Genomic DNA, 26,610 nt, shown 5'->3' with positions numbered 1-26,610 from the left:
TATTCTATTTTCATAGTTTAACTCGACCGAGGCTTATAAAGTATAGTTCCTCGGAAACGCTTCAATCTGCAAGAAGGCAGCTGCTTCCGATAGTAATTCTGGACAGAAATAGTAGTCTTTCATTTCTATGATTTTCCCGTTTTCTATTTTGAGAAGAGTGACATCATACACCGCCACAGCATCATTGATTTTGCCAAACTGGACGACTGCTGGACGCCCCCATAAATAGTGCATTTCTGCTGTCATTTCTACTGGGTCCTTAGCCCAATCAGCAAGCGAGTATTTTCGAACCACATCTCGTCCGTACTCCATGGCAATGTGTACAATATCATGATTCATATTTTCATCTAATAGGTTCGCAATTCCATCAGGATCTCGTCTATTAAAGGCTTGAATATACTTATTAATTAACTCCTTTTCCTCATTCGTAAGAGGCTCATGGCTACCTTCTAGAGTTTGCTCGTTTAATTGTTTTAATTTTCCTCTACCACGGTTCAACAATGATTTCACTGCCCCCTCCGTCGTCCCAATAATCGCTCCAACCTCTTTCGCTTTAAACTGAAATACATCAATTAATAATAAAACAACTCTTTGACGGGGAGGTAAATGGATGACTAAATGCTCCATTGCTCCTTCTATAGCAAAGGAATCATACTCCTCAACGTAAACAGGTTCACTTGTCATTTCGATCGAGTCCATTTTCCCTTTCATCTTCCGGCATTGATCAATCCACGTGTTCGAAGCGATTTTAAATAAGTATCCTTTTGGATTGATAGGCTGCCAAAGCTGCGCTAAAGAAGAAAACGCTTTTATCAACGTTTCTTGAACTAAATCCTCCGCATCCCATGGTGAACCCGTTATTCGGTAGCAATATCTCCACAGCTCCGGACGAAACGGAATCACGATCTCATCAAATTGCTTTCTTACATCCCTTAGTGGGTTTCCTAAATTTTGGATGGACTGTTCTGGTGTTACGGTCATTTTCATTCCTCCTAGTGAAGATAATTCAATACATATAACGAAATCTTCCTTAAAAAAGGTACGAAGCTTGAGGAATTTTTTTATCACTGAAGTCTATTGGGGGAAAATAGGTAACTTAATAATATCAAAGAGATGGAAGATTTAGCATATCAAGTGGTCTAATTCTTCATGATCTCCCTTAAGTAGAGGCTCAAAGTCATGCTGGAAACTAGGGGTAATTATTTTTAAAGTAACTATCGAAGTTCCTTATGAACAAGCAGAAGGATTCATGTTAAATAATAGGAACGAGTTGCATTTCGATGTTTGAATGCAACCCGTTCCTTGTTTACGATTTTATTTCTTCTTTATTCTTATAATTCACAAGTTGATCTGGGGTCTTAGGATGTGGAAATGAGAGAGTTTTATATAACTCCGAATTTTCAATCCCTGTTTGGTAGCACTCATCCACATTTCGACCAGAATCCTTAAACTCCTTTAACAGCTTAAGAAATCCGAACATTCCGAGCGATCCATGTTCTCTAACTCTTCTAACCTCTTGCAGGTTTAAGGAAACAAAAGTAAACGATTCGGTCGTACCTAACTCTTCTATAATCCGGCCTTCTGGATCAACAGCGACTGAATTCCCCATGCCCATTGGTGATGGCTGGCTGATGCTCACGACGTAGCATTGGTTTTCGATAGCTCGAGTGATGGCAAGTGGAGTATGATTACGAACTCCACCAATCCATTCCCCTTGAAGAGTTGGCTTAATAATGACTTCTGCCCCTTTTAACACTAAATTTCTCGCAGCCTCTGGATAGTGCCCATCCGCACATATCAGGAATCCTACTTTTCCGATATTCGGGATTTCATAAACCGGGAATTCACTACCAGGTGTCGAAGGTTCAAGTGGATAAGGAATGAATACCTTCCGATACTTCATGACGACTTCACCTTCTGGAGATATTAATACAGCGGTATTATAAACTTCTCCATCGGCTCCTCGTTCAAAATAGGAACCAGGCACAAGCCATTTTTGTACCTCTCGCGCCTTTTGACAAAGCTTTTCTGTCGTAGGTCCACCTGGAATAGGTTCCGCCATATTCCTCCAGTTAATCGGATCAATTCCATTGATGTAAAGCTCGGGAAACGCAATTAAGTCAATCGTCGGGTTTATAAAGCACACTTGATCAATATACCCCATCATCTTTGCAAGATTTTCATTCACTTTTTGCTCAGGATCTTGGCTGACACTAAGGGAAGCAATTTGTACCATCGCCATGTTTAAATAACTCAATCTCTTCATCTCCTTTCACACTTTCTTCATTTATATACCAGCTAGTTTTCTCTGTATAGTAGCCAAAAGGATAATATTCACGTAAATGATTCCGTTTTCATACAAAATATTCAGAATTTTTATTATAATAGAGGCAGACCATTATTTATTATGAGGTAGGTGAGAGGGATGTCCTCATTAGTAGCAGTTAAAGAAATCTTACTACAGTTAGATGAACAGGATTCAGTAGATGAGTTTCGCCATCAAACCTTGTCATTGCTAGATAGGCACTTTGGCCTTGATCGTTCCATTTTTTGGCTCTGTAATGAAGGTGGAGAAATTACAGCTCCCGTCATTCGAAACATTAAGGAAGGTGCATTTAGTCAGTATGTAAATGGTTATCAAGAACAGGATATGCTCTTGCCTCATAAGGTAAAGGACTTACTCCTTAAGTCAAGAGTGCTCCGAATCCATGACATTACCACATCAAAAGACTACGAAAATAGTAGGTATTTTAATGAGTTTATGGTTCCAAATGATTGCTATCACGAAATGGGGGTCTATTTAATAAGCCGAAATCAACTGATTGCTGGAATCTCCTTCGTTGGGGGAAAAAAACATTCTGCTTTTGGTGACCGATCAGCGGAACTGTTAGACGTATTGTCTTGTTTTATTTCTAGTAAACTACATTATTTACTTCAATATGAAACTCACAGAGATTCAACTCTACCTATAGATTTCCCCGCACATTTTACTCCAAAGGAAAAGGAGATTTGTTCATTATTGAAAATGGGTTTGACGAATAAACAAATGGCTGATCAATTATTTGTAAGTACAAGCACCATTAAAAAACACCTTCAAAATATGTATACAAAAATGGGAGTATCGAGCCGAACTAAACTGCTGCATAAAGTGAAACTTTAATCAGTGGGGGCTTTTCCCGCCCCACACTGTGGGTTACAGACGTTGCCACAGGAGGTGGCGACTTTAGTCTGTGTTCCTATATAGGGTTCTAACTGATGTTAGTTTATGTTACAGTAGAAATGTAATATTTTGGATGAACACTTGTAATAGAAGGAGAGGATCAAGTGGAACAAAAAGACATCCTCAAAATGAGAATACATCAAATCATGATAACAAACGCTCTTATTCTATTAGTCTTACTTTGTTATTTTTCTGCCATTAGCGTTTTAGAGATTACGCAAACTCAGCTATTCTTAATCCTTGGTGCAATGATTTTAGTACAATCAATTGTTGCCTTTGTAAGAAGGAATTCGACTAAATCTATTTTTCCGATTTTTGAAAAAGTCAATGTGTATGAAAAGAAGAAGATGGGCCCTGAATGGTTTAAACAGCGAAAGCTAAACGCCTATACTACGTTGTTTCTAAGTGGTATCATGTTTTTCCAAGCTTATCTAAATCGTGCATCCACGTATTCAGCTTTTCCCTTCGAACTAGGATTTATCGTATTTATCATATTTATTTTGCTAATCGTATTAAATTTAGGTATGTTTCTTCATATTAGGAAGGTGGATAAACACCAATCACCAGAAGAATTTAAGGGGTACACCCAAAACTCCATCATTCTAGGTGTCATTCTTGGCTTTGTGTTATCGATTATTATAGTGGTGGGGATTACGTATTATGTTGTTCGTTGAAGTGAAGAAAAGTCGGGGCAAACTGCCCCCTTATTTATCTTCTAATCGACTTCTAGTATCGTAGAATGACAAAATCGCTAAAGTTTATTATTGAGTAAGAGGAGGTAACAAGACAAATGGTTCTTTCGACTTTATTTTTTATTCTCTTTATACTTTTAATAGTTGCCTATTATTATCGCTCTTCTCTTAGCTCCAAGCCATTCTCTGCCTATCTAGGATTAGGCATTGTTTTTATTCTTGCTGGCGGATTCATCTGTCTAATTTCGATTAACATTGGCATCGATATAGGAGTCTTTGTAGGTATAATACTAATTACAAGTGGATTATTTTTAGGTTTAATTGGCTTTGGTCTAGCATAAGTAATAGATTTAAATTTATTAAATGTTTTCGATCAGGATTTAGTATATGATGCGTTTTACCAACTGTTAATCCTATTACTGATATTAAAAGAAGGGGCTCATGAAATTGTAATCCCTTCTTTTTGTTTTTATAAAATATTCCAAGAAATCTTTTCATATAGAATTCAGCAGGTTATGAGCTATTTTTGAACAAGCTTTCTTTCAACTATAAGAATTGATTTTTTAATAAGATTGGGAACTCCGTTTTGTTCAATTACTATAGATTACTTTGAGTTTTTGTAATAAACCAAATGGTCCGTCCATTCATCATTTTCGTATATAAACCCTTTGCGAATGCATTCGAACTCCATCCCTACTGCTTCAGCTAACTTCATCGAAGATGTATTATCAAGGTTGATATGGGCTTCAATGCGATGGAATTTCAACTGTGTAAAAGCAAGATGAAGAGCTCCTTTTACCGCTTCTTGGCCGTAACCCTTTCTCCAAAACTGATTATGGATCGTATATCCAATCCTTCCCCATTGGAAATCGTCTCTGGCTAAGGTTGAGAAATCTACCATACCTAGATGTGTACCTTCTTCTTTTCTAAACACACCAAATACGTAAGCGGTATCTTGAAGTGCTAACTCTTGATGTTTATCTACCAGATTATGAAACCACTCCTGTGTGCATTCACTCATATCTATTTTTCCTAAATCGTGGCGGTTTTGAGATGGATATCGGTTTTCAAATTCATTTAACCAATTTGCATAGTCGGCTTTCTTTAATGGTCTGATAACTAATCTTTCTGTTTCTGAAACAAATTCAAATTTTTCCTCTATCAATTTCAATGTGACATCTCCTCTGCAAAGACTTATTCCTAAATTGTTATGATTTAGTTGATATGCCATTTTTCACTCATTTGTTAGTTTATCATAGGTCACAGGAGTCGAGAACAGACCACTTTCAACATCCGCTTGCTACCCGTTGTGTCGTCATATCGGTAGGTACGTAGTTGGGACCGAGGGAGTTATAGCTACTGTAAACAGCTCTTTTCTAATCCAAACATTTTTATTTTTCCACTTAGCGCACCCTTAAAAGTAATACAAATTACTCTTGAGCGCCAAAAATAATATTTTTGGTGATTTTCAGCATCAAAATACGACGTATCGGTGATTTTCAGCATCAAAATACGACGTATCTATGATAAAATAACCCCTAAATGGAATACTAGTTAATCGATAGTAGAAAAAGACTTGGAGAGGTAATATGAGTATCATCCTCGCACTATTAGCGGCTTTATTTGCTTCATTTACTGCCATCTTAGCGAAAATTGGAATCGAAAAGGTGAATTCGAATTTGGCGACAGCTGTCCGAACAGTTGTCGTTTTACTCATGGCTTTTTTAATGGTTGTCATCACCGGACAAACTGAGAATCTTACAAGTGTTTCTATGTATTCGTTATTATTCCTAGTCCTATCCGGATTAACAACGGGTTTATCTTGGTTATGCTTTTTTAAAGCGATTCAAATTGGCGATGTATCAAAAGTAGTCCCAATTGATAAAGCAAGTGTCGTTTTAACGATCCTCTTATCGTTTATCATTCTAAAAGAGCCTGCTACACCCTTTGTCATAACGGGAGGAATCATTATCTCGATTGGAACCTTCGTGTTAATTGGAAGAGATAAGAAGAAGAAGAAAGCGAAGAACAAGGTGTTCAATACGAAGTCGTATCTATTTCTCGCCATCCTTTCCGCTATCTTTGCAGCTCTTACAAATATATTGGCGAAAATCGGAATTGACGATGTTGATTCTAATGTGGCCACCTTTATTCGAACCGTTGTCATTATTATCTTTTCTTGGGGGATCGTACTGTTTCAAGGAACCTTACCTGAGCTTAAAAAAATATCCAAAAAATCATTTACGTTTCTTATCCTGTCAGGTGCTGCAACAGGATTATCATGGCTATGCTATTTTGGGGCCCTTGCCCTAGGTAAGGTGAGTGTCGTCAATCCTATCGACAAGTTTAGTGTCGTGCTAACCATGATTTTGAGCTTTATCATCTTAAAAGAAAAGCCTACGAAACATACAATTGTAGGGGCAATCTTCATAACCATTGGAACCGCATGCTTGATTATATGAACAAAGGGAAGATTCTACTTCGGATAGAATCTTCCCTTTTCTTGTTATTTAAAATTTCCCAAATAAGTTGAAAAAAATATTTCCGAATCCGAATATTTCGATATATGAAATAAATAATTTCTGTGGTACGATAGGTCTAATAAAATTTGAAGTTTCCCTAGGAGATGTATAGTAGCATGGAAACATGGAAACGGAATCTATATGTTCTTTGGATTGGTGTCTTTTTTACAGCAGCTAGTTTTTCAATGGTCATTCCTTTTTTACCGATTTTTCTTTTACAAATCGGTGTACATGAACATACAGAAATGTGGTCAGGACTTATCTATAGCTCAGCGTTTTTTGCAGGTGCGATTGCTACACCTATATGGGGCAATATTTCGGACAAATATGGAAGAAAGCCTATGATTATTCGGGCAGGAATTGCCCTCTTTTTCGTTTATACATTAATGGCCTTTGTTACAAATCCGTATCAAATACTAGCCCTCCGTATCATGCAAGGATTATTGAGTGGATTTATTCCTGGAGCGATTACGTTGATCGGTACAAATACACCGAGAGAAAAGGTTGGATATGCTCTTTCGCTTATCTCTTCTGCCACTGCAACAGGAATGATTATGGGACCTTTACTAGGTGGCGGAATGGCAGAACTCGTCGGGAACAGGTGGGCCTTTGCTAGCGCTGGTATCATTGTTGGATTTGCGACCATCTTGATCGTCTTATGGGTAAAAGAAGAAAACTTTACACCAAGTAAAGGTAAAGGATCGATACGAAAGGATTTTCAATTGGCCGTGCAAAATCGTCCCTTCTTTCTTGTATTGATTCTAACCCTGATAGCCAGCTGTGCCATCATGACACTTGAGCCAATCCTACCTTTACATATAGCAAAATTAGGGGGAACATCAGAATATGCCTCGTTACTTACAGGCTTTGTCATCTCAATCCCTGGTATTGCTAGTGCTTTCTTTGCCCCGTACTGGGGGAAGTGGGCAGATAAGGTCGGTTTTCATCGTGTTCTGTTTATTGGTCTTCTCGGCGGTGCATTAGGCACCTTCGCCCAAATTTTATTTAGCGGTATTATAGGCTTCTCCATTATTCGGTTTGTGTATGGAATCTTCTTCTGCTCCGTCTTCCCAGCACTAAATGGATTAGTTGTGCAATCCACTCCAGAAGAATTCCGGGGCAGAGCGTTTAGCTTGAATCAAACGTCAACTCAAATCGGTGCTATGATCGGTCCGATGATGGGAGGATTCCTCGGTGGATTCGTGCCTATGCAAAGCTTATTTTTTCTTACAGGGTTATTGCTCTTAGTGGCACTGACAACGGCCTACTTGAATACAAGAAAATATAAGCATTCTGTGGAGAAGGAAGTTGTTCATGCCAAGTAACGAGATGATAAAATGAAAGGGAGTGCATCTATGCATTCCCTCTTTTTTCCGAAAAATCCCTATTTTTCGGAAAGGAACGACACACGTTAATCCACCATAGAATGTTCAATCGAAAGCAACTTGCCAATAGTTCACCCATAAAGTGAAACTTCAATCAGTGGCGGTTTTCCTCATCCCCCACTGATTGTTAGCCCCGGCCCGCATGATGTGGGTCACACAGACGTTGCCACAGGATGTGGCGATCTTAGTCTGTGTTCATATTATCGGGTTCTTACTCGCGCTTATCCCCCACTTAAATTTCTCGATTCATCTAAAGTTTTGAAGTGGGGGTCTTAGCGCCAGTTGGAACGGGATAAATCCACTTCAAGATGTAATAGGATAACAGAAACAAAATACGTATTTATAAGGAGTGTTGAAATTGATCAAAGCCGTGTTTTTCGATCTTGATGATACGTTATTATGGGATCAAAAGAGTGTTCAGGAAGCTTTTGCCGCTACATGCCAATTGGCTGAGGAGAAGTATGGAATACCGACAGATGAGCTTGAGAAGGCTGTCAGACAAGAAGCAACTCTTCTTTACGCCTCCTATGAAACGTATGAGTTTACGAGAATGATTGGAATTAACCCGTTCGAAGGCTTATGGGGGAATTTTTCAGATGACCATGAGTCCTTTCGGAAGTTGAAAGAAATTATCCCTACGTACCGGAAAGAGGCATGGACAAGAGGACTGAAGCAGTTTGGAATTAATGATGAAGGGTTTGGCTATACGCTTGCTGAGCAATTTCCTCTCGAGCGCCGAAATCATCCGTTTGTTTATGAAGATACCTTTACGATTCTAGAGCATTTAAAAGGAAATTATAAGCTTTTATTATTAACTAATGGTTCCCCTGACTTACAAAACACAAAGCTTACGATTACCCCTGAACTCGCTCCTTATTTTGATCATATTGTCATCTCAGGAGCTTTCGGAATAGGAAAACCAGATTCCTCGATTTTTGAGCACGCCTTACAGACGATAAGGGTATCAAGTAATGAAGCAATCATGGTCGGAGATAATTTAATGACAGACATCCTCGGTGCTTCTCGAGCAGGAATGAAATCAGTCTGGATTAATCGAGACAACAAAGAAAAAACGCACGTAGTCCCTGATTATGAAATCCACCATCTTGAAGAATTATTGCCAATAGTAGATATACTAAATAAAGCTCTTCAGAAGTAGCATCTGATAATAGGGAACAAAAGGCTCAGGGCATCCCGTTTAGCCTCAGGCATAGCAAATGTACTGTCATGAAAAAAGGTGGTTTTCCCTTTTATTCATGACAGCTTATATGAACCATGGAACAAGTGATTTTTCCTTTTCCCTCGAGTAGGATGAAATGGCAAAGATCGTAACCATTTCATCCTGGCTGGGTGCTGGAACTGGAATTCCAAGTCACTAGCCCATTCTCTTGCTGAAAACTTTTATACTTTCTAAATAATTTAGAAAAACTTGGCTAGCACCAAGTCTCCGGACCCAGTGTGAATATGTTAGGAAAGTTATACTAAATTATTTTAATGAAATAGGGTTACTTTTTACGATTTCAAAGAATTTTAGTTAAGGACAGCGTCTCTTTAGAGGAAAATTTGCTTTCATACCATTAAAAAATTGATCTTGTCTTATCATTATAGAAGTCTATCAGCAACTTCATTCATTTTATCAGCAACCCTTTGAAATTTATCAGCAACTTTCTGATTTTATCAGCAACTTTTCGTATTTATCATCAACTTTTTGGGTTATCAGCAGCTTTGCCATTTTTATCAGCAACTTCAAGGCATTTATCAGCAACTATCCTATTTTATCATCAACTTTTTGGGTTACGGACAGATCCATACTTTATCTGACCTCAAGTAAGATGAAAATCTTGGCTGAGCGCTGGATTCTGTTTACTAAACCACAGTGTAAAATATGGCACAATCAAAACTTATCATTTCATATTCTTCCAAAAAACCTACTTTTCGCTCAAAGTAGGTTTTTTAAACTCTTTTCATATCGCTACATTACTTAGCAATCTTCTTAAGATAAGGTTCTAGGTAATTACGGGTTTCCTCATTTAACCCTTCAGGTAATTCATTACAAGTAAAGTACTGTAAATCGATTGACTCATTTCTATCCATTTTGATCGTACCTTTTGATTCATGAGCTAAATATACAGCCGTTACTGAATATAATTCGTCACCATTAGGTAGCTTTAAGTAATAGTCAGGTCCAGAGAAAACACCTAGTAATTCCAGTTCGCCAATATCTAGACCTGTTTCTTCTTTCACTTCTCTCCTTGCAGTATCTTCTAAACTTTCACCTAATTCCATTAGACCACCAGGTAATCCCCAATCTCCATCATGTCTATGTTGTAATAGTATTTGATGATCTTCATTTAAAATGATAACAACTGAACCTGGTAGTAATAAGGGTCTATGACCCACTAATTCTCTTAATTCCATTACGTAACTCATCTATGTTCCCCCATGTTACTATCAAAAATTGTATGTCAACATCCTTGCTCCATTAAAGTAGTCGGAATACCTTACATGGTTAAAAAATCTACTACGACTTTCGTAAATTCATCTGGTTGTTCGTAATGCGGTGTATGCCCGCAGTTCATAAAGTGATATACTTGCCCGATTGCAGCGTCCTTTTTAAACGTATCGATATGGATCTCACACGTTGCTGCATCATGTTCAGTTGTCATTAACAGCATTGGTCGCTTCACTTCTTTAATCTTAGTTAATAATGATTCATATATTTTCCCTTCCGACTGTAATCGGTTATAGTGAATGTCAGATCGATCATAGAACTTGTCCCATTCCTCGTCGGTATAGGCTGAATGATAATCTGTTGGGTTATCATTTATGTATCTGTATATTTCCATTCTATTTTCACCAAGCTCATCACTAAGGTTCATATATCCCTCGGTTAGTTCCTTCGGTGTCACTTCTTGGTTCCTAGATAAATCCATACATCTATTTGCTAGGTCCTCATTTCCATACTTCCTTGCAAGCATCGCTGTCTTCTTTAGTAAAAATCTTGATGTAAGAGCAAAATCAAAGGTTGGGCATTCAAAAATGATTTTATCAATTGAGTTTGGGAATTTTGATGCATAGAGAAGTGCGAGAAATCCCCCAAAGGAATGTCCAATTATTGACCATTTGTTAATCTTTAGATGCTTCCTTAAGGCTTCACAATCCTCAATAATGTCGTCTAATGAGAAACTCTCCTCCTCCCCTATTATCTCCGAACGGCAAACACCTCGTTGATCTATAGCAATAACTCGAAAATAATTTTCTAGTCTCTCTCTTTGATGATAAGTAAAATCAAAGCAGCTTTCTCCTGGTCCACCGTGCAAATAAAGTACAGGTGGTTTATCTTTTTGGCCATATTCTTCAACGTACAAACCTTTTTCTCTGATCTGAATTAATGTTCCATCCACAAGCTTACACCTCTTCTTCAAAAGAATATATAAAATAAAAAAAACCTTACTTTTATGAAAGTAAGGATGAAGCGAATATATAAGGTATTCTCTAAAAGAAAACGATATCCTCCAAAAAACTGAGCTTTTCAAAAATTGTGAAGAATACGTGATTATTTTACTTCATAGAGTAGATAAATTCTGTAATGGGTAATGTAACGAACGTAAGGCATACCACTATAAATAAAAGGTTAATTTTCAATCTCATTTAAATTAGGCACACCTCGAGATTCTATCGAAGTCTGTCACTGTTCCTGAACAACATTCGCTTCGAATCCGGTGTTATAGTACCCTAAACCGTCATCTTCCAATTCGATATAGCTAACCAATATTCCTGTTCCTTATAGTCAGGCATAATTTTGCCCACAAGTCGCCAAAAGGAGCGGTCATGGTTAAGATGGACCATATGGCACATCTCATGAACCACGACGTAGTCAATCACCTGCTGGGGAGCCATTGCCAGCTTCCAATTAAAGGTGAGCTGTAGCTTGGAATCACATGTCCCCCATGTTGTTTGGCTGTCGGTAATCCGAATGCTCCGTGGTTTTGTTTTAAAATGACATTGAAAACGGGAGACGCTTCTCTCTACTAATGCTTTACAACTCTGATAGTAGAACCGTCTTAACGCTTGTTTCACTTTCTCATCCTCCAGCTGCTTCACCTTTATATGTAAACAATCCCCCTTAAACACGACGTTGTCACGTTCAAGACTTTCATCCAAAATAATCTTGATGGGATACACGTTCCCTAAATAAAGAAAACTCTCCCCTTGCTCATACACCTTTTCCTTTGGTCCGCGCATTCTCTCCTTCTGCTCATGTAGCTTCTGACAAATGAGGTCCCACTTTTCCTCTACTACGTGTAACACTTTCTCATCGGGAGTACCTTTTGGCGCGTGTACCTCAATATTTCCGTAATAGTCCATCGTAATGCCAATTGTCTTTCGATTTTTATACTTGATCTCTAACCGTATCGTCTCACCTTTGTACGTATGTATCATCTGCTTCACCACTTACTATTAATACTTTTTACCTTTTATCAATTCCGCACCGATTTTTTATTCAGCCTTCCTCTCTATTATAATGTACGTGTTCCTTCTGTGTAATCGTATAGGTAGCAAACTATCCATACGTACTTCTAATTGCCTACGTTTTTTTGTTGAATAGTTTTTTTTCTATGTCACACAATAGAAGTAGTTGAATTTATTCAACTATTGCCCTAAGAGAGGGCTACTGAATGGAAGCAGTAGCCCAAAATTTTAGGAATAACAAATTCTTTTTGAGAAGAAAATAATTCATGGTCCTTCCTACACTGTTCATGTAAGGAGATTTTTATGAAATTAAAAACAACAATAAGGAGTGCAGTTATGGGAATTTTAAGCGGAAATCCACAAAATGAACCAATGCATTATGGAGAAGTTTTTTCACTTTGGTCGTTCTTACTAGTATCAAAAGGTTATGTGGCAGGCTATCAAACGCATTTGAATCATGCAGGTGATGATGACCTACATAAGTTATTAGAAGAATCCATTAACCAGTGCCAACAAGAAATTAAACAAGTTGAAGCTATACTTAAAGAAAACGGTGTTGGGCTTCCACCAGCTCCTCCAGAAAGACCTAAAGCTTGTTTAGAAGATATTCCTGTAGGTGCAAGAATCCAAGATCCTGAAATTGCCGCTTCCTTGTCAATGAATATTTCAGTTGGTTTAGTCACATGTAGTCAAGTGATTGGACAGTCTATACGGGAAGATATCGCAATGATGTTTGGACAATTCCATACACAAAAAGCGACACTTGGCGGGAAGGTATTAAGACTGAATAAAGAAAAAGGCTGGTTAATTCCTCCACCGTTACACCATAACAAGCTTGAGAACTGTTAGGTAATCATCTAGGGGACATTTGTCCCTTTTTTTTGTTTGATTTAATACTCAAAACGTACTTCCTAATACCTAATACCAATATCAAATAGTCGTACAAACCGTTATCTGTTATAATTTGGGGTATTCACTGTTTACTATCTTGCTGTCTAAGTTTACTTTTTTCAGCAAAAATAGCGAAAGGATTTTTTCTATGACGGAAACACTGTTAATTAATCTGCTTTTTTTGCTAATTCCAGTTATAACATACTTAGTATTTTTTGAAGATAAGAAGCGCCCATATAGCTATAATCGGTATTTGTTTATACTCTCCGCTCTATCGATGGTTCTTTGTATGTCCTTTCCTATCCAACTAGAGATTGGGTTTATATTTGATTTGCGTTTTGTTCCTTTCATCATTGCTTCACTTTTTGGTGGATATCGAATTGCAATCCCGTTATGGATCGTGTTAAATGTGTATCGCTTCTATATTGGTGGGGATGGTATTTTCCCTTCCTTTATTTATTCATCTATTGTTTTCATTCTTGTATCTTTATCTAGCAAGGCTTTTCTACAACTTGAGTCGAAAAAAAGAATTATCGCAGCAAGTTTCCTTTCTTTTCTTGCAATGGCATCATACTTGTTCTATATTAGCTCCTATTTTCAACCATTAACAAGTCACTTTTGGAGCATCGTTACAAATGTGATTACAATCCATGTTGGTGGAACAGTCATTGTGATGATTCTCATTCAAAAAATTATCCATAATCTCAAGACACGTGAAAAATATAATGATACGGAAAGATTAAGCGTTATTAGCGAGCTAGCAGCAAGTATTTCTCATGAAATTAGAAACCCGCTTACCGTCACGAGTGGCTTCCTTCAGCTTCTCAATAAATCTACAACCCTTACCGAAGAAGAAAAAAAATATGTTGATTTTTCCATGCAAGAACTGAAAAGGGCCGAAAATATCGTCAGCGACTTTCTGTCTCTCGCCAAACCTCAAGCACAATATATGGTTCAATCGGACTTAAAAGAGGAATTTGACTATGTCCATAATATCATGCTACCGTATGCCAACATTCATGATGTGAAGATGCAATATGAATTTTCAAATTCGTTACAGTTACGATATGATAAAAGCCAAATCCAGCAGTCTTTGATCAATCTATTTAAAAATGGCATTGAATCGATGAAAGAAAAGGGTGGAAACCTTACCGTTACAGTATCAGAACACAAAAGTGAAATTCAGATAATCATCCAAGACACTGGTGTTGGGATGTCCAAGGATGAGGTTCAAAGAGTGGGAAAACCCTATTATTCAACGAAAGAGGAAGGGACAGGCCTTGGCATGCTCGTCGTGTTCAGTACCGTTTATAAATTAAAAGGGAAAATTGATATTATGAGTGAAAAAGGGAAAGGGACAACCTTTCGGATTAGTCTTCCTGCTAGTGAACAAAAGGCTTAGGGCGCCCCGTTTAGCCTAAGGCAGAGCAAATAACCCTAAATAAGAAAAGGGTGCCTATCCCCTTTTACTCATTTAGGGTTATTTGACCTCGAATGGCTAGGCGCTGGAGCTGGATTCTAAGAGCTTTTTGGTAAATATTGAAAATAATATAAGTCCTCTTTTATACTAGTTTTGGAGTGAACTAATAGTATCGATCTAGAATATTTATAATTAATTATTTGGAGGAGAAAAAATGAAACTAGGAGCACTTTCTGTAAGTTTAAATGTGAAAGACATTCATGCCTCAAAATCTTTTTATGAAAAACTAGGATTTCAAGCATTAGGGGGGATATTACTCAAAATTGGCTTATTATGAAAAACGAAAATTGCGTTATTGGACTATTCCAAGGAATGTTTGAAAAGAACATCCTAACATTTAATCCAGGATGGAATCAAAATGCAGAAAATCTCGATTCGTTTACAGACGTTCGAGAACTTCAAAAGCAGCTTAAAGAAAAAGGAATACATATGCTGACTGAAGCAGATGAATCAAATGAAGGATCTGCCTATTTTACCATTGAAGATCCAGATGGTAATCAAATTCTTGTCGATCAGCACAGATAATAGATAAAAAAACTAATTCTCTTTACCTTACTACAGAATAAAATGCCTGTCCCCTTATTATTCTGGATTCAGGCACTTTATGTACTGAATTATTTTTGAGAACTTAAATCTTACAGAACAAAAATCATTTTGCATCCTCGTCTGGCTGATGAATACCAAAGATATTTCCTTCTGTATCCACATAATAACCCTGCCATGCCATTCCAGGCAGGGCATACTTCGGCAATGCTACCTTTCCACCACGTTCAAGAATTTTTGCTTCCGTAGAATCGTAATCTTCTACTCCCATTGTACAAGCATATCCATTTAAAGCTTGGTTTGCTTCTGGCGAAGGACTTTGACGCTTCATTAACGCTCCGTTAATTCCAGGCTGATTCGCATCACCAGTTACTGCTCCAAAATACGGCATCCCCGCATATTCACTCCAGTCTTCAAATGTCCACCCAAATACTTCTCCATAGAACTTTTTTGCACGTTCCATGTCATCCACATGAATTTCAAAATGAACTAGTCTTCCCATGATTGCCTCCTATTTCTTCGATAAGAATTTTGATTATTTTACAATCTTTGCATATGTAGTTTTCAACCCATCATATTGATATTCCTTCATCATTGTAGGAATAATATTAGAAATTTAATCATTTTTGTTAGTTAAAGTAGCGGAAGTACTAATAATAAATATCTAACTTGAAAATCATAAAATTATGCAGTATAACGTTGACACGAAACCAAATGGTGTTATATTATCATAAATGAAACCAAATGGTGTTATATCATCATAAATGAAGCTAAATGGTTTTAGTACTATTTTGAAAAAGGAGAAGTTAATGATGGAAACATTACAAGATATTAAACAAACCGTTATTTTTGAAGCACCCCTACAAAAAGTTTGGAATAAGGTATCAACATCGGAAGGTATTGCATTATGGTTCATGCCAAATGATTTTGAGCCTACAGAAGGACATGAATTTCATATTCAATCTCCATTCGGTCCATCTCCATGCAAAGTATTAGAAGTGGATGAACCAAATAAAATTTCATTTTCATGGGATACTGATGGTTGGGTTGTTTCTTTTATACTAAAAGACATGGGTGAAAAAACGGAGTTTACACTTATACACAGTGGTTGGAAGTCTCCTGATACTGTACTTCCAAAAGCAAATGAGAAAAGTTCAGTGATCCGTGAAAGAATGGAAGGTGGTTGGGTAGGTATTGTGAATGAACGACTTCGTCAGGTTGTTGAAGGATAATGGAAGCAGCAAAGCATGATGTATTTCAAGCTATTGCTGATCCAACTAGACGAGAGGTTCTTCGGTTGCTTGCTAATGACAAATTAGCTATCTCAGAAATAACAGCTCATTTTCCAATTAGTCGTACAGCCATAGCAAAACATCTTCACGTACTTTCAGAAGCAAATTTAGTCTATGGAAAAAAAGTAGGCAGAGAAAAAATTTATCAGTTGCAACCAGAACCGTTAACAGAAGTTAAACAATGGCTTTCTTATTACGAACAATTTTGGAATAACAAGTTGTCTATTCTTAAACATGTTGTTGAAAATGATGATGAACATAGATTTAAAGACATGAAAACAGACCGTGAATAATGATATATAACTGTACATAAAAGCCGACAATTTAATGTCGGTTTTTTTTCGTCCGATTTAACCCACTCTCTCGTGCTATGTATTCACCCTCTTTCTGGGTCTCCTTCTTAGATTCCATGCTTCTTCCCTTATTTACTGCTTCAATTATTTCTAAATGAAAGATTCTGAAATGCTAAATTTTAATAAAGCGATTCCTTACTATAAAGGAATCGCCAAGTTGTTTACAAGCTCTTATTCATTTTTACTTGCTGCTGAGTTAATAGATTGAACCCCACTTGCTGAGGCTGACTACGGTCAGTTTCTTCTTCTCTTTTTGAATGGGACTTCCATTTACTCTTCCGGTCTAATATCTTCACTCCAATTTTAGCCTGCATAACCTCCTGCATCCCTTTAAGCATCGTTTGCATTGCAAGAATTGCTACGATAAAGGCTATTAACACCGGAATAATGACCCACCATGGACCTGTAGCAAGTGTATTTTTAGCATCACCTATCATCCCTGACCATTCATTTGAGACAGATTTGGGTGGATCCGGCAGGTAAATATATGTCCCACCAAAAAACAGCTGAAATAATCCTAAATGCATAAAAAGTAACATCACCTGCATAAATTGTTGGCCAAAGAGTATCGTTAATCTCGGTCCGAGTTGAGGTAATATGTGCTTTATAAGGATATGTGAATGACTACCACCTAGTAATCGTGCACTATCGATATAGGTATTTCTTAGTAGTAGCTTGATATCACTTCCAATTTGCGTCATAAGAAACGGAGCCACTAACAGTGTCAAAATAGCAACCTCGATCCACACTCTTTCTGCATATGAATAATCCCATTCGCCTTTTTCTCCCCAAAGAATGGGCTTAAGCAGCATGTATGCAACAATCGTTAGAGGGACGAAGTGGAGACTTTCCACCCACTTTTCAATAAATACCCTCCATCTACCATGGATGAAGTACCCAAATGGAATCGCAAGAAGCAGACCAAGCAATATTCTGAGGCCAGCAATTCCAGCCCCAAATAACAAGGTTGATTTTGCACCAACGACGATCATGTCATATATATTGTAGCCAAGGCCAGTTGTACCAAGTAAGAAATCTTGGGACGGAGGATGTGGGGACACGGATACTATTTGACCTTGTTCATTATATAAAAACATTTTCTGTTCTATATAGCTATCGGTGAGAACCGAGTAGATGAGGCTATACAAAATTAGACTACTTAAAAAAACAAAACCAATCACAAATTTTACATTTTTAAAGTATGGAATCATCTGTTTAGCTGTTTCCTTACCTAATTGAAGACAGTTTGCAACAATGATAACTGGTTTGAGTCGTTTTAAAATGCGAGAAGTATTTATGTTTTTTATGCTAAAAAGGGTCATAAAAACCTTAAAAAGGGTGGTTAACGATCCCTTGATTGTTCGATTCTTATAGTCCTTTTTCGTAATAGGATTTGTTTTTTTAGTTTGAAGTATTGTTTCCACAACCGAATAGATTAGGTAAGAAGGCGTAAAAACAAACCATAATGATACAGCAGATACGATAGGACGAAAATCATGGAAGACAAAATAAAAAACTCCATTTATATCTAACAGCCACTCGATCACAAATAATGAAGACAGTGCTCCCCAAATGATAACCTTAGAATAATGGAATACACTTGGTGCCACGTTTCTTATGATATGGTTTAAAATGATGAGAACGTGTTGAAGTCCTTTACTGTTTGCGAATTCAACATATGGTTTCGATGTTTCCTCCTCGATGTACATCACCATTACACGGTAAAACGATATAGCAGGTAATATGGACAACACTAGGATGGGAAATACATAGATCTCTTTTTCAAATCTAGTAAACTCCATTAAAAGTGCACCTGTCTGTTTGTAAATAAGTACGATTAAAAGCTGCACAAGGAATAAAAACAAAATATCCGGTACAACCTCTAGAAATTGAAGTGTCCGTTTAATCAACTGCTTTATAACTGAAGGCATATTCATCGTAAGTACCGCAAGGATAAAAGCCACAAGAAAACCGAAGAAAATGGCACCTACTAATATTTTCATAGAATAGAGGTAAGGCTCCCATAGAAATGATACGACAGATACTTCATAATCCTTATATTGATAGACCCACGTATTTTCATCAAATAGACTTCTTATAAATGTGACATACTCACTTGCAAATAAAGCTGGTGACACCACTCCATGGGTAAGCAATACCTCTGGTACAATACTAATAAAAAGTATACCCAATAATCCTATTACATAATGACATACTGAGTTGAACAGTTTCATTTTGATACTCCTACCTTAAAAGTGTGATCGTGATTACTTATGCTATTTTCTACCAATAGTGTAATGGTTCCTTCACTGCTGTGGAAAAAATTCATAAATAAGTTTGTCATAGTCAACTAAACAACAGTGTGGTTAGGTTTCGTTCACTAGAAATGCGGTAAGTTTTGAACCGGATTTGTTCAGGTTTGACCGGTAAATGGATGAGTTTGACCCGGATTTGGCGATGTAGACGATTATGTGCTGATGCGGGACGGCATTTTTTTACATTGGGTATATCCGAACTTATAATGTCCGATTTTTAACGTCCGGCACATATAAAGAAGCAGGAGTCGTTGCTTCTTTTCACCATTAGCAAATACATGTCTTTCGCTTCATCCCTACTTTATTCTTCTCTTCTACTTTTTTAATGTAATCTGAAGCAACGGGTACCTTACACGCCGTATTTCCTACATCTACCTGGACCTTTCCAATCGAATCTGCTACTTTTTTTGCTTCATCAGTTAGTTCTGGAACATAAGTGCCCACTGAGATTACAAATCCATTCATTACATATCTGACTCGGTTTCTTTCTTCATGAATGGTGGTTTTCACTTCGTTCAACAAGCTTCTTATTTCTGCGAAATCTAGCTTTTCATCTGGAGTGATAGACAAATAATTAGCATATGTACTCCAACCACACACCGCTAGCATTTCATCGTCAGATTTCATCCACTCTCTTGCGAGTTCAAGTGCATAATCACCTTCAGCTGCAACCTGAGCCACTGTATATTCAGCCACCATATACCAGTAAGCTTTTCTGGCCCATTCTAGTAACGTCTCTTTTGTCATTAATTTTGGATTAACTGATAGACCTGCTAAATACATCGCATCATGATTCCCTGAGTCATATAAATCCAAAGCTAGTTCATGATTTTTTTTCACATACTTAACTAGTTTTTTTAAATCTCCAATCTTCACCCCGTAGAAGGGTTCTTTCACTCCATGGTTGTCATAGATTTTTTTCGTTTGTTCTGAACCTAATTCTTCAAGCTGTTGCATGATTTCTTCATATGTCACGCTATTCATCCCCTTATTAATTGTCTTTAATAAATGGTATAACTACCTTATTACTCTAGTCTTTTTTGGCAAAAGATAAACCACGCTCCTTTGGTGCTTCAGTTAATAGTCTTACTGCTTTCGGTCCAACACTATGTAATGTTTCGGCTTCCGATACAGCTGATAATTGGTCAAGCTTATCATATCCAGTATTTACAAGTGCATGTGTTGTAGGCTTCCCAATATTGGGCAATACTTTCTGGTCTTGTATTAGTACTATTTTTCACTTACTTCCCCTTCCTACTTTTTTCAACTGGTTGAGCCTTTCGATTATTGTTTAAACAAACGTTTGTTTAAAACCAACAACGATTAATGAAAATGGAAACTCTACTAACAATAAAATCAGTATCCTTCCAATTCCATTTCTTTGGAAATTCTCTTACATTATTATTTGATGCATGAGTGCCGTTTTCCTTTTCAAATCAATTTTTTTCTACGATCCTTACAAATTCATTCTTTTTTTGTTTTTCTAGATCTACCTTTATATAAACTAGCTACACTCAAAAGTAAAAACTACAGGAACTAGGAAAAAAAGTGCCTAACCCTAATTTTAAGGTAGGCACTACATTCAACTCATTACTGGTTCTGCCCAAACTCCGCCCTCACCTTTTTCTTCATTAACCTAATATAGCAACTAGGAGCAATTCTACTCATCCATAGAGATACTTTAGAAACGGGACTAATATAAAGCCTTTTCTTCTGCTTTAATACTCCTTTTACAATACACTCTGATACATAAGCAGGGGTTAATACATTCCCGATTGTTTGTAGTGATTGGGATACCTTTTTCCCGTCTCCGCCTAAAGCATTTTGGACTAAACCTGTTTGGATAAAGGATGGATACACAAGCAAAACCTTTACCCCTAAATCTTCGACTTCTGAACGCAATGTTTCAAAAAAACCATGCAAGGCATGCTTACTTGCTGCATATCCTGTTCTTCCAAAAAGGGGTGCAAAACCTGCAACGCTTGAAATCGCAACGTATGTTCCTTTATTTTTGATAATTTGCTGGAGCGTATAGTGGGTTACATTCACTGGTCCATTTACATTTACGGCTAGTACGTTTTCAAGAACATCAAGCTTCGTATCAATGAACGGACTTCTATGAGAGACTCCCGCATTATGCACGACAACATCAATGGAATCGTGAATTTTTTCAATCTCATCTATCGTCTTTTTACATTGTTCTTTATTGGTTATATCTAATACAAAGATTCCACACTGTATGTCCTTTTCTTGTAAAAGAAATTGTAAAGCTTGGAGTCTATCAAGGTCTAGATCTAATGCAATAATCGTTGCTCCTCTAGTCCCGAATGCTACACAAAGCTCTGTTCCAAGTCCACCTGCAGCTCCTGTAATTAATACGTTTTTTCCATTTAATGCATCCCTTTTCAAAATAAACCCACCCTTTTTAAAAAAGGCCAGTATACACTGACCTTTTTTGATAACGTTTAATTCAAGTTCCTATTTGCTAAGAAATATAGAAATACTTCTTTTGAGGTTTGCTGTGGTGTGTATCCGAAGCTTTCCTTCAATTTATGATTATCAAGAACAGGACGATATCGCAGGAAATTGACCTGCTCTTCGCCATACTGGGTTAATGATAGTCTTTTCAAAATAAAAAGTATAGCTTTTAAGAACCAAGCAGGGAGCCACAATACCCGTTTTCCAAGAATGCTAGAAGCTTCATCAATCGTGACCACACCATCCCCCGCAACATTGAATATCCCCGTTTTTGTTCCTGTAATCCCTCTTATCAAACATTCCACAACATCCTGATCCCAAATAAATACAAAAGGACTTTGAGAGCCTGATATACCAATTAACATTTTCTTCTCAAACAAAGAAGTAATTTGATTGTTAGTGGTGTCACCAAGAATCGTCCCCACCCGAAAAATGACTTGTTCCAGCTCTGGATGATTGGTTCGAAATTTAGACAATAGCTCTTCCACCAGGCGCTTATGATATGAATACGAGAACTCTTCGTTTCCTCTAATTGGATGATCTTCTTTAATCCATTCCGCATTATCAGGGTGATATCCATACGCGGCTCCACTTGATGTTAGAACGATTCGTTTTACATGATTCTCCACACAAGCCTTTACTACATTTTCTGTTCCGATGACGTCTACGGAATATTCAAATTCTCGATTACTCTTCTTCCCTGGTGTCACAATGGACGCTAAGTGAACCACCGTTTCAATATGATATTGTTTCATCAATTCGTTTATTTGCGGTGAACGTACATCTAAGTTAACAAATTGAATACTAGAGTCCTTTATACGTGGTTCCCGAATATCTGCCGCGACAATATTCCATGTAGATCCTTCATTCTGATTCAACTCTACCAATCTTTTTAAAAGATGGGTGCCAAGATATCCCGATGCTCCGGTAATTAATACATTCATACGTGTAACCCCTCATCAATAGGCTGTGTTTTGGGCTTTTTGCGAGACCAGAAAGTAGCAAGAGTTAAGCCTGATACTAAATGCCACACTCCCCACCACGCTGCTACGATTGCCATTCCGCCTAATCCATCGAAAAAGTTAAAGATGAGAATTAACCCAAGCCCTGAGTTTTGAATACCAATCTCGATCGCAATGGCACGACGGTCTACTTCAGGTAGCTTCATCGTCCGTGCCATAAAATAGCCTGATAGAATCGCCACAAGATTTTGCAGGAATACAACGAACACAACCATGCCAACAAATTGGATAAAGTAAGTAAAGTTCGCTGCAAGTGCCGCTAGTAGAAACACGATAAAAAAGATGATCGAGAAATACTTCATCCCTTTATTTAGTTTTTTGGCAAACAAAGGATATTTATAATTAATAAGCATCCCAATAATCAGTGGTAAACCAAGCATCATGAAAATGGAAATAAGCATATCCACTGGACTGATGGTAAATGATCGTAACAGCGCATTTGTACCTGGATATAGTGACCCCCAAAACATGACATTAATTGGTGTCATCACAATCGCGATAACCGTCGAAACTGCTGACATCGTGATGGATAACGGCGTATTCCCTTTTGAAAGATAGGTTAAAAAATTGGATAAATTCCCACCCGGACAAGCTGCGATAAGAAATAACCCTAACGCAATACTTGGCCCAGGCTTTATGGCCATTACTAATAAATACGTAAACGCAGGTAACAAAAGAAATTGACCAGTAAGACCAATTAATATGGGTTTAGGGGATGAAAACGTTCGTTTGAAATCAGTAATCCGTAAATCTAGTGCTACACCTAACATAATAATGGCAATTGCAATATTCATGATAGTCAGGGTAGTCGGATTAAAGTTGAGTTGTACTTGATCGATCGTCATTATTTACCCTTTGGCTCTTGATGCATATCTTTGAAGTATTTTAATCCTGGAGCCCACATATGTTTGACTGGATCAACATCTACATGGATCACTGCACATTTACCCGTTTCTAAAGCTCGTTCTAATGCAGGCTTCAGATCTTTGGCGTCATTCACGTATTCTCCATGTGCGCCCATACTCTCTGCTAATTTATCAAATTGGATTTCCCCTAGATCCGCATTGATTGTCTCTTCAGAACTTAATGATTTCTTCAGCACCGTTTTAATCGGCTTTAAGGAGAATTGTTGGTTCATTTTCACCATTCCCCATTGTCGATCACACATGACAATATAAATAATTTGTAGATTGTTTCGTACAGCTGTTTCAATTTCCTGCATTTGAAAACCCATCGCTCCGTCTCCGATAATGCAGCATACTGGACGATATGGATTTGCCGCCGCTGCTCCTAGCGCCTGACCTACCCCTGCCCCTAACATACCGAACTTATAGGTGGAGATAACAGAACCTGGCTTTTCAATAGCAGAGAAAAAATTAGCCCAAATAACGGAATTTCCACCATCTAAGACTTTAATCGTATCTTCTGGGAATACCTCCTGACAAATGGAAGGGACATGGGCTGGGTTCATTGGAACTGTATATTCCTCTAATTGCTGATCTAGCTTCGTCCGATTTTTCTTTTTATCAGCAAGGATCCGCTCCATTTTCGTTTTTCGATTTTGCACGGAAATCTCGTCTTTTCTCTCAAGTAACTTAGTATACAGCTGTGTTAGAAAGGTTTTTACATCTGCTTGAATCGCAACATCTACAGGCTTATTTGCTCCTAATATACCTGGATCAAGGTCAACCTGGATCATTTTTTGACTTGCATTCCAATAAGGGGCTTTCCCCCACCAATCTGTTTCACCAAGTCTTGAACCGAGAACAAGCACAACATCTGCTTCATTTCTTGCCTTATTATTGGTTTGAATATGAATCATAGGAATCGTCAAAGGATTACTCTCACGGATGACCCCTCTTGCAGCCCAGCTCGTGGTGACCAGCGATTGCATTAGTTCAGCAACCATCTCTAATTCTTCATATGCATGGGCATGAACCACTCCACTACCAGCATGAATAAGAGGAAACTCTGCATTGATGAGCAAATCTACTGTACGAGCCAATTGCTGATCAGAAGCACCGGGCATTTCTGTCAGGCGATATTGGTGTGGTTCCCAAAAAGAGATGTCACACTTCACCTTTGTATTGATGATGTTTTCTGGTATATCAATGTGGACGACACCAGGTCTGCCTTCATAACATTTTCGTAAAGCTGTTCGTAGCATTTCTGGAATTCGATCAAAGGAAGGTACTGCTTGACTCCATTTTGCGATTTTCGAGATAACGCCAACCTGGTCAAAGCATTGATACGTACCACCACGGTCTGGATACATAATGCCCGTTCTTCTTGAACTAGTAATAACTAGTACTCTATTTCCTTCGCCTTCCTCCACAACTAAACCAGGTAAAATATTGGCTACTCCTGGACCATTGCTTGCCATACAAACGCCAAGTTTTCCCGTTACCCGCGCATATGCCCCCGCCATGTGAGCAGCACTAGCCTCATTTCGTGGAGTGACCAATTCAATACCGTAGTTTTTTAGATTCGAATAAAACCCAAAGTAGGTTCCGTCAATAATACCGAATACTTTCTCAACATTTTCAACACTTAACATTTTAGCGACTACTTCTCCACCAGACAATTCCATCTATTTCCCTCCAGCACCTAAACGGTTTAGTTTTGCACATTTTTTTCATTTTGAAGTTAGGAATGCATTTTTTGAGTGTGTATTATCTCTAAAGAAGTAAGGCATTCATTTCTCGAGAACTACAGACTGGTTAATTTACCCCATAATTCTTTGTACACTCTTTCTACATCTTTTTCAGTGGGAATCAAGTGGTTTGTTGTGATTCCATTTCCAGATAAAGCATCATTTACTAAAATCGGTAGTACATCTTCAAAATGAGTGACAGTATCAAAATACGAGAGTCCATCCTCCCAAATATGAAAGGAAGTATTGAAATCTTTTACTACTCTTACAAGCTCCCTTGCCATTGCTGCTTTGTTCGCTCCTCCAATACAGCCCATTACTTCGGCTATTTTGGCATATCGATCCTTGGATCCCTCCAATCCATACTCGATGACAAATGGTAATAATAACGCAACACATAAGCCATGTGGAATGTGGTATCTTGCTCCAAGCGGTCTTGCCATTGCATGAGCTAGATTCGTAGATGAGTTCGAAAAAGCAATACCTGCGTAGGAGCTTGCAAGTAGCATTTTCTCCCTTGCCTCTATATCATTTCCATTTTCATACGCTTTCGGTAATGCTTCGACAATGGTCCGAATAGCTTCTAGTGCATAATGATCACTCAGCGTGGTAGCCCGAGTTGACACATACGCTTCAATGGCGTGTGCTAATGCATCCATACCTGTATAAGCTGTAATAGGCGGTGGCAAGCTGACCGTTAACTGTGGATCAAGAATCGCAACATCTGGGATAAGTCCTATATGCCCAGGATTCTTTTTCTCACCACTTACAACATCTGTGATCACCATTACTTTCGTTGCTTCCGACCCTGTTCCTGCTGTTGTTGGAACGACAATGAGTGGAAGTCTATTGATTGATTTCATGTTAGATATGTCATCTAAGCTACAATCTTTATTCATAGCGAAAACAGATATGGCTTTAGCCAGATCAATGACACTTCCGCCACCAATCGCTACAATGCAATCTGCTTTACATTCGTTTATTTGAGCTAGAGCCATTTTCAAATGCATACTCGTTGGCTCTTCGTTTATGTGCGTGAAGTATGTAGCCTTTAATCCACGTTTCCTCATACTATTATCAAGCTGTGTTCGGAACGGACCATCTGTTAATAAAGAGCCAATGACAATTAATACATGTGTCGCTTGAAGAGAAGTGGCTTTTTCACCGACTTCTTGTATGCTTCCACTACCTAGTAAAAGAGAATTAGGTAAATACAATTCACTTCTCACTTCTCGATTCCTCCCAAATTCGTTTGCGGATGACAAAGATGCGTCTCTACATGACGAAATGA

The 26,610-nt window shown here is 37.9% G+C and carries 25 protein-coding genes and 1 pseudogene; 11 read left to right on the top strand and 15 right to left on the bottom strand.

The features are described from left to right. Nucleotides 1–33: 33 nt before the first annotated feature. Both ACFSCX_RS16100 and ACFSCX_RS16095 read right to left on the bottom strand, forming a co-directional pair. On the bottom strand, nucleotides 34–981 hold the full coding sequence (locus ACFSCX_RS16100) for a sigma-70 family RNA polymerase sigma factor (protein ID WP_377929273.1): 948 nt from the start codon (nucleotides 979–981) through the stop codon (nucleotides 34–36). Between the two features lie 325 nt (nucleotides 982–1,306). Continuing rightward, on the bottom strand, nucleotides 1,307–2,257 hold the full coding sequence (locus tag ACFSCX_RS16095) for a carbon-nitrogen hydrolase family protein (protein ID WP_377929272.1): 951 nt from the start codon (nucleotides 2,255–2,257) through the stop codon (nucleotides 1,307–1,309). A gap of 168 nt (nucleotides 2,258–2,425) precedes the next feature. On the opposite strand from ACFSCX_RS16095, the gene ACFSCX_RS16090 reads away from it, so the two are divergent. The 3 genes from ACFSCX_RS16090 to ACFSCX_RS16080 all read left to right on the top strand — a co-directional run bounded on the left by ACFSCX_RS16090 (nucleotide 2,426) and on the right by ACFSCX_RS16080 (nucleotide 4,253). Continuing rightward, nucleotides 2,426–3,160 carry a helix-turn-helix transcriptional regulator gene (locus ACFSCX_RS16090; protein WP_377929271.1) on the top strand — a complete coding sequence of 245 codons (735 nt, stop codon included), beginning with the start codon at nucleotides 2,426–2,428 and terminating at the stop codon, nucleotides 3,158–3,160. A gap of 164 nt (nucleotides 3,161–3,324) precedes the next feature. Continuing rightward, nucleotides 3,325–3,894 (top strand): hypothetical protein, encoded by a 570-nt coding sequence (locus ACFSCX_RS16085; protein WP_377929270.1) that lies wholly within the window; start codon nucleotides 3,325–3,327, stop codon nucleotides 3,892–3,894. 116 nt (nucleotides 3,895–4,010) lie between these two features. Continuing rightward, complete coding sequence (locus ACFSCX_RS16080; RefSeq protein ID WP_377929269.1) at nucleotides 4,011–4,253, top strand: hypothetical protein; 243 nt, start codon at nucleotides 4,011–4,013, stop codon at nucleotides 4,251–4,253. Between the two features lie 263 nt (nucleotides 4,254–4,516). Here ACFSCX_RS16080 and ACFSCX_RS16075 read toward each other — a convergent pair whose 3' ends face one another. Continuing rightward, on the bottom strand, nucleotides 4,517–5,083 hold the full coding sequence (locus ACFSCX_RS16075) for a GNAT family N-acetyltransferase (protein ID WP_377929268.1): 567 nt from the start codon (nucleotides 5,081–5,083) through the stop codon (nucleotides 4,517–4,519). A gap of 418 nt (nucleotides 5,084–5,501) precedes the next feature. Between ACFSCX_RS16075 and ACFSCX_RS16070 the strand changes: the two genes are divergently transcribed. From ACFSCX_RS16070 to ACFSCX_RS16060, 3 genes are all read left to right on the top strand, one after another. Next, the gene (locus ACFSCX_RS16070) at nucleotides 5,502–6,374 is read left to right on the top strand and encodes an EamA family transporter (RefSeq protein WP_377929267.1); all 873 of its coding nucleotides are present in this window, start codon (nucleotides 5,502–5,504) and stop codon (nucleotides 6,372–6,374) included. Between the two features lie 176 nt (nucleotides 6,375–6,550). Beyond that, on the top strand, nucleotides 6,551–7,759 hold the full coding sequence (locus tag ACFSCX_RS16065) for an MFS transporter (RefSeq protein ID WP_377929266.1): 1,209 nt from the start codon (nucleotides 6,551–6,553) through the stop codon (nucleotides 7,757–7,759). 418 nt (nucleotides 7,760–8,177) lie between these two features. Next, a complete protein-coding gene (locus tag ACFSCX_RS16060; protein WP_377929265.1) occupies nucleotides 8,178–8,978 on the top strand; it encodes an HAD family hydrolase in 801 nt (266 codons plus the stop codon). An 818-nt stretch (nucleotides 8,979–9,796) separates the two neighbouring features. On the opposite strand, the gene ACFSCX_RS16055 is transcribed toward ACFSCX_RS16060, so the two are convergent. The 3 genes from ACFSCX_RS16055 to ACFSCX_RS16045 all read right to left on the bottom strand — a co-directional run bounded on the left by ACFSCX_RS16055 (nucleotide 9,797) and on the right by ACFSCX_RS16045 (nucleotide 12,262). Continuing rightward, entirely contained in the window at nucleotides 9,797–10,249 is a 453-nt protein-coding gene (locus ACFSCX_RS16055; RefSeq protein WP_377929264.1) for an NUDIX hydrolase, read from the bottom strand. 71 nt (nucleotides 10,250–10,320) lie between these two features. Further along, complete coding sequence (locus ACFSCX_RS16050; RefSeq protein WP_377929263.1) at nucleotides 10,321–11,223, bottom strand: alpha/beta fold hydrolase; 903 nt, start codon at nucleotides 11,221–11,223, stop codon at nucleotides 10,321–10,323. Nucleotides 11,224–11,554: 331 nt separating this feature from the next. Then, nucleotides 11,555–12,262 (bottom strand): M48 family metallopeptidase, encoded by a 708-nt coding sequence (locus ACFSCX_RS16045; RefSeq protein WP_377929262.1) that lies wholly within the window; start codon nucleotides 12,260–12,262, stop codon nucleotides 11,555–11,557. 366 nt (nucleotides 12,263–12,628) lie between these two features. Here ACFSCX_RS16045 and ACFSCX_RS16040 point away from each other — a divergent pair, with 366 nt between their 5' ends. The 3 genes and pseudogenes from ACFSCX_RS16040 to ACFSCX_RS16030 all read left to right on the top strand — a co-directional run bounded on the left by ACFSCX_RS16040 (nucleotide 12,629) and on the right by ACFSCX_RS16030 (nucleotide 15,188). Continuing rightward, the gene (locus ACFSCX_RS16040; RefSeq protein WP_377929301.1) at nucleotides 12,629–13,141 is read left to right on the top strand and encodes a DUF3231 family protein; all 513 of its coding nucleotides are present in this window, start codon (nucleotides 12,629–12,631) and stop codon (nucleotides 13,139–13,141) included. A gap of 190 nt (nucleotides 13,142–13,331) precedes the next feature. Beyond that, nucleotides 13,332–14,585: an ATP-binding protein gene (locus ACFSCX_RS16035; RefSeq protein ID WP_377929261.1), complete on the top strand. Its 1,254-nt coding sequence runs from the start codon at nucleotides 13,332–13,334 to the stop codon at nucleotides 14,583–14,585. A gap of 232 nt (nucleotides 14,586–14,817) precedes the next feature. Continuing rightward, nucleotides 14,818–15,188: pseudogene (locus tag ACFSCX_RS16030) on the top strand (VOC family protein). A 124-nt stretch (nucleotides 15,189–15,312) separates the two neighbouring features. Here the strand turns inward: ACFSCX_RS16030 and ACFSCX_RS16025 are convergent. After that, nucleotides 15,313–15,708, bottom strand: a complete 396-nt coding sequence (locus tag ACFSCX_RS16025) for a VOC family protein (RefSeq protein ID WP_377929260.1) — start codon at nucleotides 15,706–15,708, stop codon at nucleotides 15,313–15,315. Nucleotides 15,709–16,018: 310 nt separating this feature from the next. Between ACFSCX_RS16025 and ACFSCX_RS16020 the strand changes: the two genes are divergently transcribed. Beyond that, nucleotides 16,019–16,438, top strand: coding sequence for an SRPBCC family protein (locus tag ACFSCX_RS16020; protein ID WP_377929259.1), 420 nt, complete (start codon nucleotides 16,019–16,021; stop codon nucleotides 16,436–16,438). Then, entirely contained in the window at nucleotides 16,438–16,791 is a 354-nt protein-coding gene (locus ACFSCX_RS16015; protein WP_377929258.1) for an ArsR/SmtB family transcription factor, read from the top strand. Before ACFSCX_RS16020 ends, ACFSCX_RS16015 begins: the two co-directional genes overlap by 1 nt. Nucleotides 16,792–17,012: 221 nt before the next feature. Here ACFSCX_RS16015 and ACFSCX_RS16010 read toward each other — a convergent pair whose 3' ends face one another. The 8 genes from ACFSCX_RS16010 to ACFSCX_RS15975 form a co-directional block, all read right to left on the bottom strand. Next, nucleotides 17,013–19,085 (bottom strand): ABC transporter permease subunit, encoded by a 2,073-nt coding sequence (locus tag ACFSCX_RS16010; RefSeq protein ID WP_377929257.1) that lies wholly within the window; start codon nucleotides 19,083–19,085, stop codon nucleotides 17,013–17,015. Nucleotides 19,086–19,433: 348 nt separating this feature from the next. Then, nucleotides 19,434–20,141, bottom strand: a complete 708-nt coding sequence (locus tag ACFSCX_RS16005; RefSeq protein ID WP_377929256.1) for a DNA alkylation repair protein — start codon at nucleotides 20,139–20,141, stop codon at nucleotides 19,434–19,436. A gap of 55 nt (nucleotides 20,142–20,196) precedes the next feature. Next, complete coding sequence (locus tag ACFSCX_RS16000) at nucleotides 20,197–20,373, bottom strand: helix-hairpin-helix domain-containing protein (RefSeq protein WP_377929255.1); 177 nt, start codon at nucleotides 20,371–20,373, stop codon at nucleotides 20,197–20,199. Between the two features lie 383 nt (nucleotides 20,374–20,756). Beyond that, nucleotides 20,757–21,575 carry an SDR family oxidoreductase gene (locus ACFSCX_RS15995; RefSeq protein WP_377929254.1) on the bottom strand — a complete coding sequence of 273 codons (819 nt, stop codon included), beginning with the start codon at nucleotides 21,573–21,575 and terminating at the stop codon, nucleotides 20,757–20,759. Between the two features lie 56 nt (nucleotides 21,576–21,631). Beyond that, nucleotides 21,632–22,588, bottom strand: coding sequence for an SDR family oxidoreductase (locus ACFSCX_RS15990; RefSeq protein ID WP_377929253.1), 957 nt, complete (start codon nucleotides 22,586–22,588; stop codon nucleotides 21,632–21,634). Next, a complete protein-coding gene (locus ACFSCX_RS15985) occupies nucleotides 22,585–23,511 on the bottom strand; it encodes a bile acid:sodium symporter family protein (RefSeq protein ID WP_377929252.1) in 927 nt (308 codons plus the stop codon). The genes ACFSCX_RS15990 and ACFSCX_RS15985 overlap by 4 nt, the downstream gene beginning before the upstream one ends. Further along, entirely contained in the window at nucleotides 23,511–25,256 is a 1,746-nt protein-coding gene (locus tag ACFSCX_RS15980; protein WP_377929251.1) for a thiamine pyrophosphate-binding protein, read from the bottom strand. The genes ACFSCX_RS15985 and ACFSCX_RS15980 overlap by 1 nt, the downstream gene beginning before the upstream one ends. Nucleotides 25,257–25,375: 119 nt before the next feature. After that, nucleotides 25,376–26,548 (bottom strand): iron-containing alcohol dehydrogenase family protein, encoded by a 1,173-nt coding sequence (locus ACFSCX_RS15975; protein ID WP_377929250.1) that lies wholly within the window; start codon nucleotides 26,546–26,548, stop codon nucleotides 25,376–25,378. Nucleotides 26,549–26,610 lie beyond the last annotated feature (62 nt).

It is taken from the genome of Bacillus salitolerans (assembly GCF_042680805.1).
Lineage (GTDB): Bacteria > Bacillota > Bacilli > Bacillales > SA4 > Bacillus_CJ > Bacillus_CJ salitolerans.
This window is presented reverse-complemented; position numbering and strand designations above follow the sequence as displayed.